The 14,086-nt window shown below is 57.7% G+C and carries 14 protein-coding genes; 6 read left to right on the top strand and 8 right to left on the bottom strand.

Features of this window, described 5'->3' with window-relative positions; translation table 11 throughout:
* The first annotated feature begins 459 nt into the window (after positions 1 to 459).
* On the top strand, positions 460 to 1,632 hold the full coding sequence (locus tag ABIZ35_RS03840) for an acyltransferase (RefSeq protein ID WP_348218550.1): 1,173 nt from the start codon (positions 460 to 462) through the stop codon (positions 1,630 to 1,632).
* 133 nt (positions 1,633 to 1,765) lie between these two features.
* Here the strand turns inward: ABIZ35_RS03840 and ABIZ35_RS03835 are convergent, their stop codons facing one another.
* From ABIZ35_RS03835 to ABIZ35_RS03825, 3 genes are all read right to left on the bottom strand, one after another.
* On the bottom strand, positions 1,766 to 2,392 hold the full coding sequence (locus tag ABIZ35_RS03835) for an SDR family oxidoreductase (RefSeq protein ID WP_348218549.1): 627 nt from the start codon (positions 2,390 to 2,392) through the stop codon (positions 1,766 to 1,768).
* Positions 2,389 to 2,790: a DoxX family protein gene (locus ABIZ35_RS03830; RefSeq protein WP_348218548.1), complete on the bottom strand. Its 402-nt coding sequence runs from the start codon at positions 2,788 to 2,790 to the stop codon at positions 2,389 to 2,391. Before ABIZ35_RS03830 ends, ABIZ35_RS03835 begins: the two co-directional genes overlap by 4 nt.
* Positions 2,791 to 2,866: 76 nt before the next feature.
* On the bottom strand, positions 2,867 to 3,799 hold the full coding sequence (locus ABIZ35_RS03825) for an RNA polymerase sigma-70 factor (RefSeq protein WP_348218547.1): 933 nt from the start codon (positions 3,797 to 3,799) through the stop codon (positions 2,867 to 2,869).
* A gap of 223 nt (positions 3,800 to 4,022) precedes the next feature.
* On the opposite strand from ABIZ35_RS03825, the gene ABIZ35_RS03820 reads away from it, so the two are divergent.
* The 4 genes from ABIZ35_RS03820 to ABIZ35_RS03805 all read left to right on the top strand — a co-directional run bounded on the left by ABIZ35_RS03820 (position 4,023) and on the right by ABIZ35_RS03805 (position 7,517).
* Positions 4,023 to 5,231: an acyltransferase gene (locus tag ABIZ35_RS03820; protein WP_348218546.1), complete on the top strand. Its 1,209-nt coding sequence runs from the start codon at positions 4,023 to 4,025 to the stop codon at positions 5,229 to 5,231.
* 174 nt (positions 5,232 to 5,405) lie between these two features.
* A complete protein-coding gene (locus tag ABIZ35_RS03815) occupies positions 5,406 to 5,663 on the top strand; it encodes a hypothetical protein (protein WP_348218545.1) in 258 nt (85 codons plus the stop codon).
* 2 nt (positions 5,664 to 5,665) lie between these two features.
* Positions 5,666 to 6,103, top strand: a complete 438-nt coding sequence (locus ABIZ35_RS03810) for a type II toxin-antitoxin system VapC family toxin (protein WP_348218544.1) — start codon at positions 5,666 to 5,668, stop codon at positions 6,101 to 6,103.
* 250 nt (positions 6,104 to 6,353) lie between these two features.
* Entirely contained in the window at positions 6,354 to 7,517 is a 1,164-nt protein-coding gene (locus tag ABIZ35_RS03805; RefSeq protein ID WP_348218543.1) for an acyltransferase, read from the top strand.
* 3 nt (positions 7,518 to 7,520) lie between these two features.
* Here ABIZ35_RS03805 and glnT read toward each other — a convergent pair whose 3' ends face one another.
* From glnT to ABIZ35_RS03780, 5 genes are all read right to left on the bottom strand, one after another.
* Positions 7,521 to 8,870, bottom strand: a complete 1,350-nt coding sequence (gene glnT / locus ABIZ35_RS03800) for a type III glutamate--ammonia ligase (RefSeq protein ID WP_348218542.1) — start codon at positions 8,868 to 8,870, stop codon at positions 7,521 to 7,523.
* Positions 8,871 to 8,949: 79 nt separating this feature from the next.
* Entirely contained in the window at positions 8,950 to 10,134 is a 1,185-nt protein-coding gene (locus ABIZ35_RS03795; protein ID WP_348218541.1) for an FAD-dependent oxidoreductase, read from the bottom strand.
* 3 nt (positions 10,135 to 10,137) lie between these two features.
* Entirely contained in the window at positions 10,138 to 11,463 is a 1,326-nt protein-coding gene (locus tag ABIZ35_RS03790) for an FMN-binding glutamate synthase family protein (protein ID WP_348218540.1), read from the bottom strand.
* Positions 11,464 to 11,705: 242 nt separating this feature from the next.
* Entirely contained in the window at positions 11,706 to 12,410 is a 705-nt protein-coding gene (locus tag ABIZ35_RS03785) for a hypothetical protein (RefSeq protein ID WP_348218539.1), read from the bottom strand.
* Positions 12,395 to 13,297, bottom strand: coding sequence for an amidophosphoribosyltransferase (locus ABIZ35_RS03780; protein ID WP_348218538.1), 903 nt, complete (start codon positions 13,295 to 13,297; stop codon positions 12,395 to 12,397). The genes ABIZ35_RS03785 and ABIZ35_RS03780 overlap by 16 nt, the downstream gene beginning before the upstream one ends.
* 225 nt (positions 13,298 to 13,522) lie before the next feature.
* Here ABIZ35_RS03780 and ABIZ35_RS03775 point away from each other — a divergent pair, with 225 nt between their 5' ends.
* Positions 13,523 to 14,005 (top strand): Lrp/AsnC family transcriptional regulator, encoded by a 483-nt coding sequence (locus ABIZ35_RS03775; protein ID WP_348218537.1) that lies wholly within the window; start codon positions 13,523 to 13,525, stop codon positions 14,003 to 14,005.
* Positions 14,006 to 14,086: the final 81 nt, after the last annotated feature.

Here is a 14,086-nt window from a genome sequence, read left to right as displayed (position 1 = left end):
GACTGAACGCCTTGCGGTCGCCGCGCCGCGCGCGGACCAATGTTTCCTGATTTTGCTTCTGAGCCTCGGTGGTCGTCGTCACGAATCCGAACTCCTTGCTATCGCTTCTGGGATACTAATGAAACGTCATTAGCGCCCCGGCGAGTTCCCTCTCAGTAGTATAGACACGTCGAAGACGGAAAAGGAACCGGTGTACAGAAATGACCACATTTTGCCGATCTCTGTAATGGAATGGGCGCAAGAAAGACTATGACTGGCGCCGATTGTGAATATCATAAATACTCTGATAGCATCTGGACATAAAGCTTCAATCAGAACAAAGTGTTTCCTCCCCGTACGATATCACACTTACACCTTCTCAGAGCGCACGAACCAAAATTTCGCATCAGGTTTTCTTAAATTTGATGAGATCAGCAAGTAAGTCCGTCTCCCTTGACGACACATTAAGGAAATTTATTAATGGCGACCGTCCCACTTTCACAAATTGCTCCCACCCCTTCCGAATTTCAATCGGCGGAAAGGCTGCGATTACATTTTCTTGATGGCATCAGAGGTATTGCGGCCTTTTTGGTTGTCATACACCACATGTGGCTCCATTGCTTCATCAATGCAGATGCTTCCTTGTCGCCATTGTGGTTTCAAGTGATGTCGATTTTTAAGTACGGCCATTATCTGGTAGCAGTATTTATTGTATTGTCCGGATTCTGTCTTATGATGCCTGTGGCTATGTCGAGGGGAGTAATGAAGAAGGGGTTCATAAGTTACATCGGACGTCGAGCGCGGCGCATATTGCCGCCCTACTACGCCAGTCTCGTATTTGCAGTTGCTCTACTTGCCTTAATCCCAGCAATACGTGCTGACAACGGATTGATATCCAGCACCTATCACCGCAGTGATATGGTAGGCTCATTAATCGCACACTTTCTTCTAGTTCATAATCTCATACCCAACTGGGCTCACCGAATTGATGGGCCGATGTGGAGCGTCGCAACGGAATGGCAAATCTACTTTTTGTTCCCTTTGATCCTTCTGCCAATTGGGCGGCGGTGGGGATCTATTGCACCGATCATAGCCGGATTAGCGATAGGATTTTGCACCGCAGGTACGTTTCTCAAAGAAGCTGGCTTTTGGTATGTCGGCTTATTCGCAATAGGAATGGCCGCCTGTAGTGCATGCTTCCCAGATAAAGCTTCACCCAGCGTCACTCAGTGGTCTTGGCCGCGCATGTGGGGATTGTTCGCGATACTGACATTGGCGGCGTTCGTCATCGCTCATCTGTATCACATTCTGATACTGCCTAGCTTCGATGTCGTTGCCGGGACATTGATGGCCTATTTTTTGATTTACTGTACGAAGTCGGCGACCCTCTCGGGAGGAAACGGATCAGTACTACGATTTTTATCATCAAAACCGATCGTCGGATTAGGAAATTTCTCGTACAGCCTATATCTCATACATTTCCCGCTCCTGTTAGTAGGAATCGCCCTGGTGTCGCCGTATCACTTTCGCTCCCATATTAACTTCCTGCTCTATCTTCTTGTTGGCTGCCCTGCCATCTTAGGCATCAGCTATCTGTTCCATCTTATTTTTGAACGGCCATTCATGAATATTCCCCGAGTCAAAGCGCACTGACCTCCATATTTCTTGGGTGCAAGTCACTTGCTGGCGAACGCTATATTCGCGCCTATCACGTCGAAATAGCTCTCCACGTAACAAGTTGCCGCTGGGGAATGACAGCTTTTGAGACTGTCATTCCCCGCTTCTCTTATCGGCTGACGCCGATCACCTTGCGGACCGAGGCGCCGTCTTCCGCAGTCTGAACCATAAACTCGGCGACATCCGCGCGGGAAATCTTGAAGCCGGCAAACGGCAGACGCCCTACCCGCTCGCGATACTTGCCGGTGTAAGCGGCGTCCGTTAATTGCGGCGGCCGAACCAGAGTCCAGTCGAGCGCGCTATTCTTCAAAATCTGCTCCATTGCGGCGGCGTCGGTGACGACGCCAGGAAAGAACAATCTTCCAAAAAGATACGCCGGCGGCAGGATGGCTTCCTTAAAAAGAAACGCCGTCGAAATGACGACAGCGCGTGTCACCTCCGTCTTCTTCATCGCATCGGTGAGTGCGATCGCGAACCGCTCCAGCAAATGCGCGTCCGATTTGGCGATCGGAACGCGCGGACCAAAACCGGAAATCACGGCGTCGTGACCTTGGATCGCTTTGGCGAGTTCCTCAACGTTCAGCAGATCCCCTCGCTGGACGTCGATGCGATCCTGAAACGGCGTCAGCTTCTCCGGTGAGCGCACGAACGCCGTCACGCAATGCCCACGCCCGATCGCCCGCCGCACGATCTCCAGCCCCGTTCCTCCCGTAGCCCCCAGGACAATCAGTTTCATTGCGCCTCCCTCGCGAGCTGCCCCTTCGCTGGAAAAACCAAACGCCGGCTATCGGGGCGGGTGAAATAAGAGATCTCCAGTATGGCGAAGATCACGAGCGGCTCCAGCGCATTCAGACCGTCGCCGGAGAGAAGATGAGAATAAAAGGCGCTGATAACGACGATCGCGAAGCCCGAGTACGCCCACTCCTTGAAGAGGGTGAGACCCGGAGCCAGCACGACAATCACGCCGATGATTTTGGCGACGCCCAGAAGATTGGAGAAGTAGGGGGGATACCCCAGGTGCGCCAGCCCGGTCATCATCGCAGGCGCATGCAGAAGGGCGAGCAGGCCGGAAACGGTCATGACAAACATCACGACGGTTGTCGTTGTCCAATAGGTGATTGATTTTGCTTTCATTGTCTTTCTCCCTCACACGAATACTTTGCTCTTCACTAATGAAGACCGGAGATCAGGGCGAGTTGTGACAATTTGGCTAATCGAGGTTTGGGGCCATATCCGGTAAATGAGAGATCTTTTCTGGATTGGTCACGAAATAGATGGTCTGAATGCGCTCCTCGAACGCATCCATGGTAAATACGGAGTATGGCTTGCCATCCAAATACAGCACGATCCCCGGCTCCCCATTGATCTGGGCAATACGCGGCGCAAGGTTTGCAGGGGCAAATTTGCGAGTGCCTCCCAGAATTGCACGGGCGACGTGATCGGCGCCGTGAATCAGATTTGGTACGGCGGTCGCCTTGCCTCCGCCATCGGTGTGAAGCACGACGTCATAAGACAGTACGGATACCAGACCGGCCAGATCGCCCCCTCCGACCGCCTGAAGAAACCGTTCGAGCAAATCGACTTGCTTTTGCGGCGACGCCGGAAAGCGCGGCCGCGCCGCATCGACATGCTTGCGAGCGCGCCGCAGGATCTGACGGCAATTCACTTCGCTCTGACCAAGGACGCTCGCAATTTCCGAATACTCATATTCAAAAACGTCTCGCAGCAGAAACACCGCCCGCTCCGCAGGCGTCAGGCGCTCCAGCAAAACGAGAAAGGCCATCGACAGCGATTCGCCCAGCAATGCGTTCTCCATGGGATCGCTCGCCGGATCGGTCACAATCGGCTCCGGCAGCCACTGCCCCACATACTCTTCACGCCGCACACGCGCCGACTGCAAGTGGTTTATGCACAATCGGCTGACGATCGTGACCAAAAACGCCCGAGGCGACCGAATATCATCTTCAGAAGCTCCCTCCCATCGAAGAAACGTTTCCTGAAGCATATCTTCGGCATCGGTCACGCTCCCGAGCATGCGATAAGCGATTGAGAAGAGCAGGCCGCGATACTGCTCGAACGCCACCAGCCGCATTTGTTCCAATTCGCCGCGCGATCCACCGCCCGAGGCGCCGCTTTTCCGCATGTTCTCTCCCTCCAACTTATCGTTCACTGGCAATTGCGCTAACCCTTATACCTAAAGACCGGAGACAAGCGTATTTTGTGACGGAATTTCGAAACGTTGCCGCAAAAATAAAGAGATAGCAGGCATACAGAACCTTGGCATCAGATTTGCTGCGTATTACATTACAAGAAAACACTGACTAAAATCGCAATAGCAGTCTCTCATAAAGTTTAGGAGCCACGCAATGTCGACTGCAACACTTTCGCGAGGAACGCCTTCGTCGCAGGGATTGACGCCTCAGACACGCCCCCATCTGCACTTTTTAGATGGGATTCGGGGCATCGCCGCGTTTTTGGTCGTTGTGACTCATATGTGGGGACATTGCTTTCTACGCACGGGTGAAACCGCGTATCCACTATGGTTTCGTGCGCTTTCAGTCTTCAAGTACGGACATTACCTCGTCGCAGTGTTCATTGTGCTTTCCGGATTCTGCCTGATGCTTCCGGCGGTGATGGCGGGCGGGGTGATGAAAAATGGAGTTGTCAGCTATATCAAGCGGCGCGCCCGGCGAATTCTGCCCCCCTACTACGCCGCTCTCGCCATCGCCGCAGGGCTGATGGCGTTATTTCCCATGCTGCGCATTGATGACGGAACGATTTTCAGTCCCTATCATCGCAGCGACATGGCCGGATCGCTCGTTACCCACCTGCTTCTGATCCATAACTGGATCCCTCATTGGACTCATCGCTTCGACGGACCGATGTGGAGCGTGGCGACGGAGTGGCAGATTTACTTTGTGTTTCCGCTGATGCTGCTGCCGCTGTGGCGTAAATGGGGCGCCATAGCGCCGATTGCGCTGGGATTGGCGCTCGGTTTCTGCACGGTCGGGACGATTTTAGAGGACGCTTGCTTCTGGTATATCGGCCTGTTCGCGATGGGAATGGCCGCATGCAGCTACTGCTTCCCGGGGAAGACAGACACGGAAGTGAGCCGTTTTTGGACATGGCCGCGACTTTGGGGCGTGTTCGCGGTGGTCGCCGTGGTGATGCTGGGCGTCGCCCGTAAAAGCCATCACCTCATGCTGCCGTGTACGGACGTGATTGCCGGCGTGCTGGCTGCCTATCTCTTGATCTACTGCACGCAGAAGGCAAGCGCCGGAGAATCTCCGCTCGTGCTGCGGTTCTTCTCATCGCGCCCTGTGACCATGCTGGGAATGTTTTCCTACAGCCTTTACCTCCTCCACCTGCCGCTACTGTATATTGGCAAGACATTGCTCATGCCGCACCAGTACAGCGCGCCGATAAACTTCCTCATCTACGCCGTCGTCGGCACGCCGCTGATCCTGGGGATTACCTATGCATTCCACCGGATCTTCGAGCGCCCATTCATGAACGCCCCGAACCCCAAAGCCGCGACGGCCCCCACCGCCGCGAAAGCCCTAAATAACGCTTAACCTCCCACGCCGAGATGACCTTCGCGATCATCTCGGCGTACTCATCCCACTCCTCACGCTTTATCTCCAAAACTGTTTGCGCATAGCGCTCTGCGAGTGCAGAATGAAGGTTGACGCAGGTAAAATTCGATGATACACTAGGAAACGCCACATCATTGATGAGGGAGAAGAGCGATGACTTTAACGATTGACGATCCTCAAATCGAGATACGATTACAGGAAGAAGCAGACAGGCGCGGAATAAGTGTCGCGGCTTATGCTGCAAAAATATTGGGCGCCGCGCTCGCCCAGACGCCCTCCTCGCCGCCCGATGTGCGGTTCGCTCCCGCCGATGAATGGATCGCTCATCTTTACTCATGGGCGAATAACCATCCAACGCGACAGCCTTTGCCGGACAATGCGTTCGACCGCGCCAGCTTCTACGAGAATTGAATATGCGCTACTTGGCCGATACCAATATTCTTCTTCGGCTGATTGATCCCGCAAGTCCAATGCACGCGACCGCCCTATCAGCGCTTACAAAGCTCAGAAATTCAGGCGAAACAGTGTGGGTAACGCCGCAAAATCTTGTGGAGTTTTGGAATGGGGCCACACGCCCAGCCGCCGCGAACGGCTTGGGACTCACGCCCGCTCATGCCGCCTTGGAGATGGCGCAAATCGAAGCAATTTTTCCACTTGCCGAAGACAACGCAGCCATCCATCCAGAGTGGCGCATGCTTGTCGCCAATGCCGGTGTCTCTGGTGTGCAAGTTCATGATGCTCGGCTGGCGGCTGCAATGCGCGTTCATGGTCTTACACATCTGCTCACCTTCAATATCCGTGATTTCGGCAGATATCCGGGTATTACCCTTGTCCATCCCAACAGTGTTTAAGCGACTTCCCTAATGTTACAGCCCCAAATCGGTTGATCTCCACGCCGAGATGTCCTTCGCGATCATCTCGGCGTACTCATCCCACTCCTCACACTTTGTCTCCAAAACTGTTTGTGACCTCAACAAAATGTAAATCACGATTATAGCAGGTAACCAGCGCCTTGGCGCCAATATTGCATGATCTATATTACAAATAAAATATAATGCATAGTTGCAAATATTGCTTTAGAACTCTTAAAGGAGCAATGACTTGCCAACTGCTGAACTTTCGCACGAAGCGCTCTCAACACGAGAGATCGCACTGCCAGCGCGGCCACGTCTGCACTTTCTCGACGGAATCCGAGGATTAGCAGCGTTTCTTGTTGTCCTGCACCATATGTGGACACACTCTTTCCTCCGCGCTCCAGCCATGGATTACCCACTCTGGTTTCGGGCGTTCTCTTTTTTGAAATACGGGCACCACCTGGTTGCCGTATTTATTGTGCTGTCTGGATTCTGTCTGATGCTGCCGGTGGTGATGGCGGGCGGGGTGATGAAAAACGGGGTGATGGGCTACATCAAGCGCCGGGCGAGGCGCCTGCTCCCTCCCTATTATGCGGCTCTGGCTCTTTCCGCAGCTCTGCTTCTTTTCTTTCCTTCGACACGAATCGACGATGGCGCGATTTACGGCGCCTACCACCGCGACGACATGGCGGGTTCGTTCATCGCCCATCTGTTCTTGGTGCACAATCTATGGCCGAACTGGGCGAGCCGTATTGACGGTCCGATGTGGAGCGTGGCGACGGAGTGGCAGATTTACTTCGTTTTCCCGTTTGTTCTGCTTCCTCTTTGGCGCAAATGGGGTTACGCAGCGCCGATTGCGATTGGGATCGCTCTTGGCCTTGCTGTTCTCAATACATTCCTGCGAGAAGCCAGCTTCTGGTATATCGGTCTCTTCGCGATGGGAATGGCGGCCTGCGGCGTATGTTTTACTCCTGAGGGGGCCAATAAGCCGCAGTCATGGCCGTGGCTTTGGGGAGCGGGCGCTCTGGCGTTAGGCGCGACGGCTGGGACTGCGTACGGAAGCACGGTTCTGACCGGACCATGCGTCGATATCGCTTGCGGCGTATTGACCGCCTCTCTTCTGATCTATTGCACGCGGCGGTCAGTCGTTCCTGAGAATTGTGCTCCACTGATCATGCGCATACTCTCATCCCGGCCGATCGTCGCGCTTGGCAACATCTCTTATAGCCTCTATTTGACGCACTTTCCCCTCCTGCTCATGGCGGAACGATGGGCGGAGCCGCGTCAATTTCGCGCATCCGTCAATTTTGAAATTTACGCCGTGTTTTTACTGCCGCTCATGCTTCTATTTGCTTATCTCTTCCATCGTGTGTTTGAAAAACCATTCTTAAATTCCCCAAACAAGAGGTGACGTTCACAATCCCAAGTACCGCTTCAACTCCCAGGCCGAAACGTCCTTCGCGATCATCTCGGCGTACTCATCCCACTCCTCACGCTTTGTCTCCAAATACGTTTGGGCATAACTTTCCCCAAGCGCCGCGCAAAGTACGTCGTCTTTTTCCAATTCATCCAGAGCCTCGCCGAGATTGGCGGGGAGCAGCTCGATGCCTTGAGCGCGGGCTTCTCGCGGCGATAGCAGGAAGAGGTTGCCCGAGCGGGGATCGGCGGGGCGCAGACCGCGTTTGACGCCGTCGAGTCCGGCGGCGAGGAGGGCGGCGCTAGCGAGGTAGGGATTGGAGGAGCCGTCGGCGGTGCGATACTCCATGCGGCCGGGCGCGGGGACACGGACCATCATCGTGCGGTTATTGCCGCCGTAGGCGATGTAGATCGGCGCCCAGGTTGCGCCGGAGCGCGGGGAGCGGGCGCCGAACCGTTTGTAGGAGTTGACCGACGGTGCGGTCAGTGCGCAGAGGCCTTTGGCGTGGTCGAGGATGCCGGCGAGGAAGGACAGGGCGAGGCTGGAGAGGCCTAGGGGATCGCTTTTGTCCAGGAAGAGATTGTCTTTGCCTTCGGTGTCCCAGAGTGACAGGTGCATGTGGGAGCCGTTGCCCGTAAGGTTGGCGAAGGGCTTGGGCATGAACGTGGCGCAAAGGCCGCGCTCCTCGGCGAGCGCTTTCACCATGAACTTGAAGAATGAGACGCGATCCGCCGTGGTGAGGGCGTCGGAATAGCGCCAGTTGATCTCAAACTGGCCGTTGGCGTCCTCGTGATCGTTCTGATAGACGCCATAGCCAAGCTGGTTTGCGTAGGTGATGACGGTGGTCAGGAAGTCGGCATTGCGCAGAAGTGACAGCTGTCCGTAGCAGGGCTTGGCGAGAGTGTCGCCGGCATCGGCGACGCCGATGGAGCCGTCGGCTTTCTTATCAATCAGGAAGAATTCGGGCTCGACGCCGACTTTGAACAGGAAGCCCTGCGATTTGGCGTCGGCCATGGCGCGGCTCAGGATCGTGCGCGGACAATGCGCCCATTCGCCGCCGTCCATCGTGAGGTTACCGGCGATCCAGGCCATGCCGGGCTTCCAGGGCAGCGGGAAGACAGTGGAATCGGCGACGGGGGTGCAGGAAAGATCGGGATCGTGCGGCCCCTGCCCTACTCCGTCCACGGCGAAGCCCGCGAAGCCGGCGGCGCCAGCGCATACGTCCTCCAGACATTCGGCGGGAACGAGCTTGGCGCGCGGCGTGCCGTGCAGATCGACAAACGACATCAAAAAGAACTGGATGTTTTTCTCAGCGAATAAGTGCTGCGTTTCGGCGATGTTGAGCATGGTGTGTCTCCTGGGAGTTTCGCATAGTCGTCATCATCGACGCAGTTCGCAAGCTTGAGTGTGTGGCTGAATCGTTGGCTTAGCGCAGAAAACGCGCCTTCCGGTAGGTATAGCGCGATTTGATCGGGCGTTCTGCGGCGAAGCGCGAAAGCGTAAAGAGAGAAGTGTCGAAGGGAGGCGCTTCGCCAAGAGCGCGCGCCGCCATGGCGTCACCGACAACCGGGGCGAGCTTGAAGCCATGTCCGGAAAAGCCGACGGCGGCGTGAAGCGTGGAATCAAACGTGTCGATGATCGGCTGCCAATCGGGGGTTGTCTCATACAGGCCGCAGAAGGCGCGCCGCACATCGACATTTGTCATCGAATCAAATCGCAGAGCAGCCTTTCGTCTTGCCGCCTCGATGGCGCAGGGATCGGCTTCCTCTCGGTAATTCTCGGGCATCGGCAGTCTCTCCGCCAGATCGGCCATATCCGATGAGCCCGCCCACATGCCGCCATTTTCCTCCTGACGGTAGTAGGCCAGATGGATTAGGTCTGAAACGACCGGCATCGGCTCTCGGCATTCCTCCGGGCGCTCCAGGACCGTAATTTGCGCGCGCACGGGCGTGACGGGAAGCTCCAGGCCGAAGAGAGCGCCGACCGGTCGAGACCAGTTTCCCGTACACACCACAACGCGTGACGCCGAGACGACATCGCCGCTCGACAGCGTCACGCGCCATGCCTCGCCTTCGCGCTCCGCCGCCGTCACAGAACTGTCGAACAAGAACTTCGCCCCGAGTTCCTGCGCCTGCGCAGCGTAGGCGGCGACTGTCATGGCGGGACTGGCGTAGCCGGCCTTCGGCTCCCAGGCGACCAGAGCCACGTCATCCAGCTTCAGCCAGGGAATACGGGCGCCGAGGTGATCCGGCGGGATGAGCGAGACATGCACGCCCAGCGCCTGATGCATACAGACATTCAGGCGCAAGGTCTCAGCGTCGTCTTTATCCACCAGCACCGAATAGCCGCAGCGGACAAACCCGCACGGCTTGCCTACTTCGTCGGCGAACCGCGCATAGCGCTGGTTTGCCTCCCAGGCAAGCGTCACCAGTTCGGGGACACCGTAGTGCGCGCGGATAATGGCGCCGGAGCGGGCCGTCGTTTCACGCCCCGGCGCCTCGCGGCGCTCCGCCACCGTGACGCCCACCCCGCGCTTCGCCAGATAATACGCCGTCGCGCAGCCGATCAGGCCGCCGCCGACCACAAGAACATCCGTCGTCATCACCGCCATCGCTCAATGCCCTCCCACGGAAGCCATCGTTAACGGATGGCGCATGCCGGCAAGAGGCAGGCCGGTCATCAAAGCGGATTCCAACGTCAAGGCGCGCAGGTCGTCGCGGTCCAGGTTCTTGACGTACGATTTGCCGCAGGCGCGCGCCATCATCTGCAACTCCAGGGTCATGGCGCGCAGGAAATTCTCCACTCGCTCAGCAGCCTCCTCCACGGGCAGCCGCGCCATCAGTTCCGGGTCCTGGGTGGCCACTCCCACGGGGCAGCGTCCGGTATGGCAGTGATGGCAGGCGCCAGCCATCGTTCCCAGCGCCATATAATCTTCCAGGTAAAGAGGCGCATTGCAGTTCAAGGCGATGATGGCCGCCGTACCGATCGCGACGGCGTCGGCGCCGAGCGCGATGGCCTTCGCCGCGTCCACGCCGCTCTTGATCCCGCCGGCGACGATCAGTTGCACCTCGCCTACCAGGTCTAAGTCCTCCAAGGCGCGCACAGCCTCGCAAATCGCCGCCAAGGTCGGGATGCCCGTGTGGTCGAGCAGAACGTCGGGAGAGGCGGCCGTGCCGCCTTCCATGCCGTCCACCATCACGCAGTCCGCCCCAGCCTTGGCGGCGAGCTTGACGTCTTCATACACCCGCGCGGCGCCCAGCTTCACGTAGATCGGCTTTTCCCAATTGGTCGCCTCGCGAAGTTCTTCGATCTTGATCGCCAGGTCTTCGGGCCCCATCCAATCGGGATGACGGCAGGGACTGCGCTGGTCGACGCCATCGGGGAGATCGCGCATCGCCGCAATCTCTGGGCTGACTTTTTGCCCCAGCAGCAGCCCCCCTGTCCCTGGCTTGGCGCCCTGCCCCACGACGATCTCGATCGCGTCGGCGCGCTTTAAGTCGTGTGGATTGAAGCCATAGCGACTCGGCAGACATTGATAGACGAGGGTTTTGGAGTACTCCCGATCCGTTGGATGCATACCGCCGTCTCCGGTGCAGGTGGAGGTCCCCACCCGAGTCGCCGCCAGCCCCAGCGCTTCCTTGGCGTTGCGGGAAAGAGCCCCGTAAGACATGCCGCTGATGGTAATCGGTGTTTCCAGCTCCAAAGGTTTGGAAGCAAAGCGCGTTCCCAGGGTGACTTTGGTCGAGCAGGTTTCGCGATAACCTTCCAGGGCCACGCGGGTCAGCCCTGCGGGCAGAAATGTCAGATCCTCCAGCGACGGCAGCCGGCGCGCCGTGGAGAACGCGCGGATACGGTAGCGGCCCAGACGGGCCTTCTCCTGAATATCGTGGATGGCGGCCGGGTCCCATACGTGGGAGGGGGTCGCGTCATCGATCGGCATCGTACGTCTCCTTGCTTCGAAATCAAAGCGTTCGGCTTTTGGTGATTGGCGCCCACCGATCTGTCCCACAGCTAAAGCAATGGTCTAGTCAGTGGGAAGGCGGCTAAAGCCGACTGTCGGATTTCGGAGTGTGGCGAACACCTCTCCTAATCCTCTCCTCATCCGACAGCCTGCTTCAGCTGGCTTGCCCCTGCCTAGACCACTGCTTCAGCTGTGGGACGCAGAATGGAAAGTCCCCCAAATCAAAGCGCGGTCTTCCAGATCTCCTTCTCCTTGGTGGAGAAGTTATAAAGCTTCTTTCCAGACACGATCTTTTGGAACTCCTCGGGGCGCGCGTCGATCCCCGCATCGCCTAGCGCCGCCTCCAGCATCGCGGCGTCTTCGTCGGTCAGATCAGAAATTACCGCGTCGCTGCCCAGCGACGCGATCATGCCGCGCACATAGATTTTGCCTTCGTAGAGCGAGTCGCCCAGCGCCTCGCCGGCGTCGCCGCAGATGATCAGCACGCCCTTCTGCATCATAAACGCCGACAGAACACCCACACTGCCGCCGACAATCAAGGTTCCGCCCTTCATCGCGATGCCGCAGCGCGCGCCGGCGTCGCCGCCGACAATCACGGTTCCGCCGCGCATCGTGGCGCCCGCCGCCGAGCCCGCCGCCCCCGTGATGGCGATGCGCCCGCCCATCAAATTCTCCGCCAGTCCCCAGCCGGCGTCGCCGGCCACTCGGATATCGACGCCGTCGCAAAGACCGCCGCAGTAATAACCGACGTGGCCGTCGATCTCCACGGACAGCGGCGTCGTGACGCCGACAGCCAAGTTATGCCGGCAGTCGGGATTGCTTAACCGAACGGGCGTCTGAGCGAGCGACGCTTCCCGGAGGGCCAGATTGATCTCACGCGTCGTGCGCGTTTCACAGTCGATCGTCACGATTATGCCTTGCTCCAAACTCGGACCTCCCGTGCGGCGATCTCACGCACCTTCGCCCCGTTCCCGAGCACCCGGTGCAGCGCCTGATGCTCGGACGCCAGCGCGACCACGTCCTCCGTCTCGACATACAGCAAGGGTTTGGTGGCGATCGGATCGCGCAGAACACCGATCCCCTCAGCCGTCGCCACTAAAAAGGAGAACGATCCATCCAGCACCTCGCGGGCTTCATACAGCGCCGCCTCCAGATCCATCCCCGCCGCTAGCTTTTCCCCGATCACCATACCGATAATCTCCGAGTCGTTCTGACTCGCAAAAGAAAAGCCCCGCGCCTCCATCCGTTTGCGCAGTTTATAGTAATTTGTGATATGGCCGTTGTGAGTGACGGCGATGTCGGGATACGGCCGCCCCCAAAAGGGCTGCGCGTGCGCGGGGTCGATCCGGCTTTCCGTCGCCAATCGCAAGTGCGCGATCCCGTGCGTCCCGGTCATATCCTCGGCGTCTTCTTCCAGTTTCGAAGCCGCCCCCACGGTTTTATGGATGCACAGCGATTTGCCGAAGGCGATCGCCGTCGCGCCGGGAAACGTCGTCTCCAGGTTCGTCACAAGCTTTCTAACGGCGTCCGATCCCTCTTCGCTCACGACCGCGCGGAAGCCGGCGCTCTCCGGCTGAAGGTGCGAGAGCAAGCCGCCGCCCGCAGCCAAAACCTCACGCGGCTCGGGCAGTTCCGCATCCGCCGGCCACAAGACTTGAATTGAGGCGCGCCGCTCCGGCTGGGAGTAGACGGCGATCCCGGCGGAGTCCGAGCCTCGGTGCTGGAGGCAGGCCGCCATTTCCAGCAGCGTATGTCCGACCGGATGATAATACGCCTTCGGGGTCCGATAGAGGATTCCCGCGATGCCGCACATAACACACCTCCCGAGCAAGCAAACAAAAAGACGCCTTCCCTGCCCCATGGATGATTATCCACGGGAATCAGAGAAGACGTCTTCGCCTTCCAAATACCGATCAGCGCACAACACTGGGCTGATGGTGTATCATATCACGACGGGCGCGGCTCTGTCAACAGGGCCGCTAATGAATTTTCCACGAAGCAAACACTTCGCAACCCATCAAACGACAAACGCCACAAAATGACAACCTATCACCTTGATGAAACTGACAAACTGTTACTCAAAGCGCTCAGCGAAGACAGCCGTGTTTCCGCCGCTTCCCTGGCGAAGATCGTCGGCATGACGCGCCAGGCGGTGGCGGACCGCATGGACCGACTGCGCGCCGAAGGAGTGATCCAGGCGTACACCCTCAGCATCAATCCCGACCGGATCGGCATGACCGTGCGCGCCTTCATTGCCATCACGCTCATGCCGGCCTGCTCGGACGCCGAAGAGGCGAGAGTGATCCAATTATTGAAAGACAACGCCTGGGTGCGCGAATGCTATCGGGTGACAGGCGAAGATTACTTTCAAGTGCGTGTGGTGGCGCCGAACATCGACGCCATTCGCTCCGTGGTGCTGGATCTGCGCGCGACGGGAGTCGTGCAGGGAACACGCACGATGCTAGCGCTGCAAACGCTGTTTGAAAAAGACCCGGCGGGATTTATCGAAGTAAACACGTAGCTGGGAGGCCCTCATCCCCCAGCCCCTTCTCCCAATTCTAGGAGAAGGGGAGCCAGAGGGAATTAAGATTTTGATCTGAAG

The sequence above is a fragment of the Capsulimonas sp. genome (genome assembly GCF_039929585.1).
Taxonomy (GTDB): Bacteria; Armatimonadota; Armatimonadia; order Armatimonadales; family Capsulimonadaceae; genus Capsulimonas.
Note: the sequence above shows the minus strand (reverse complement) of the source record. Positions and strands in the feature narration are given on the sequence as shown.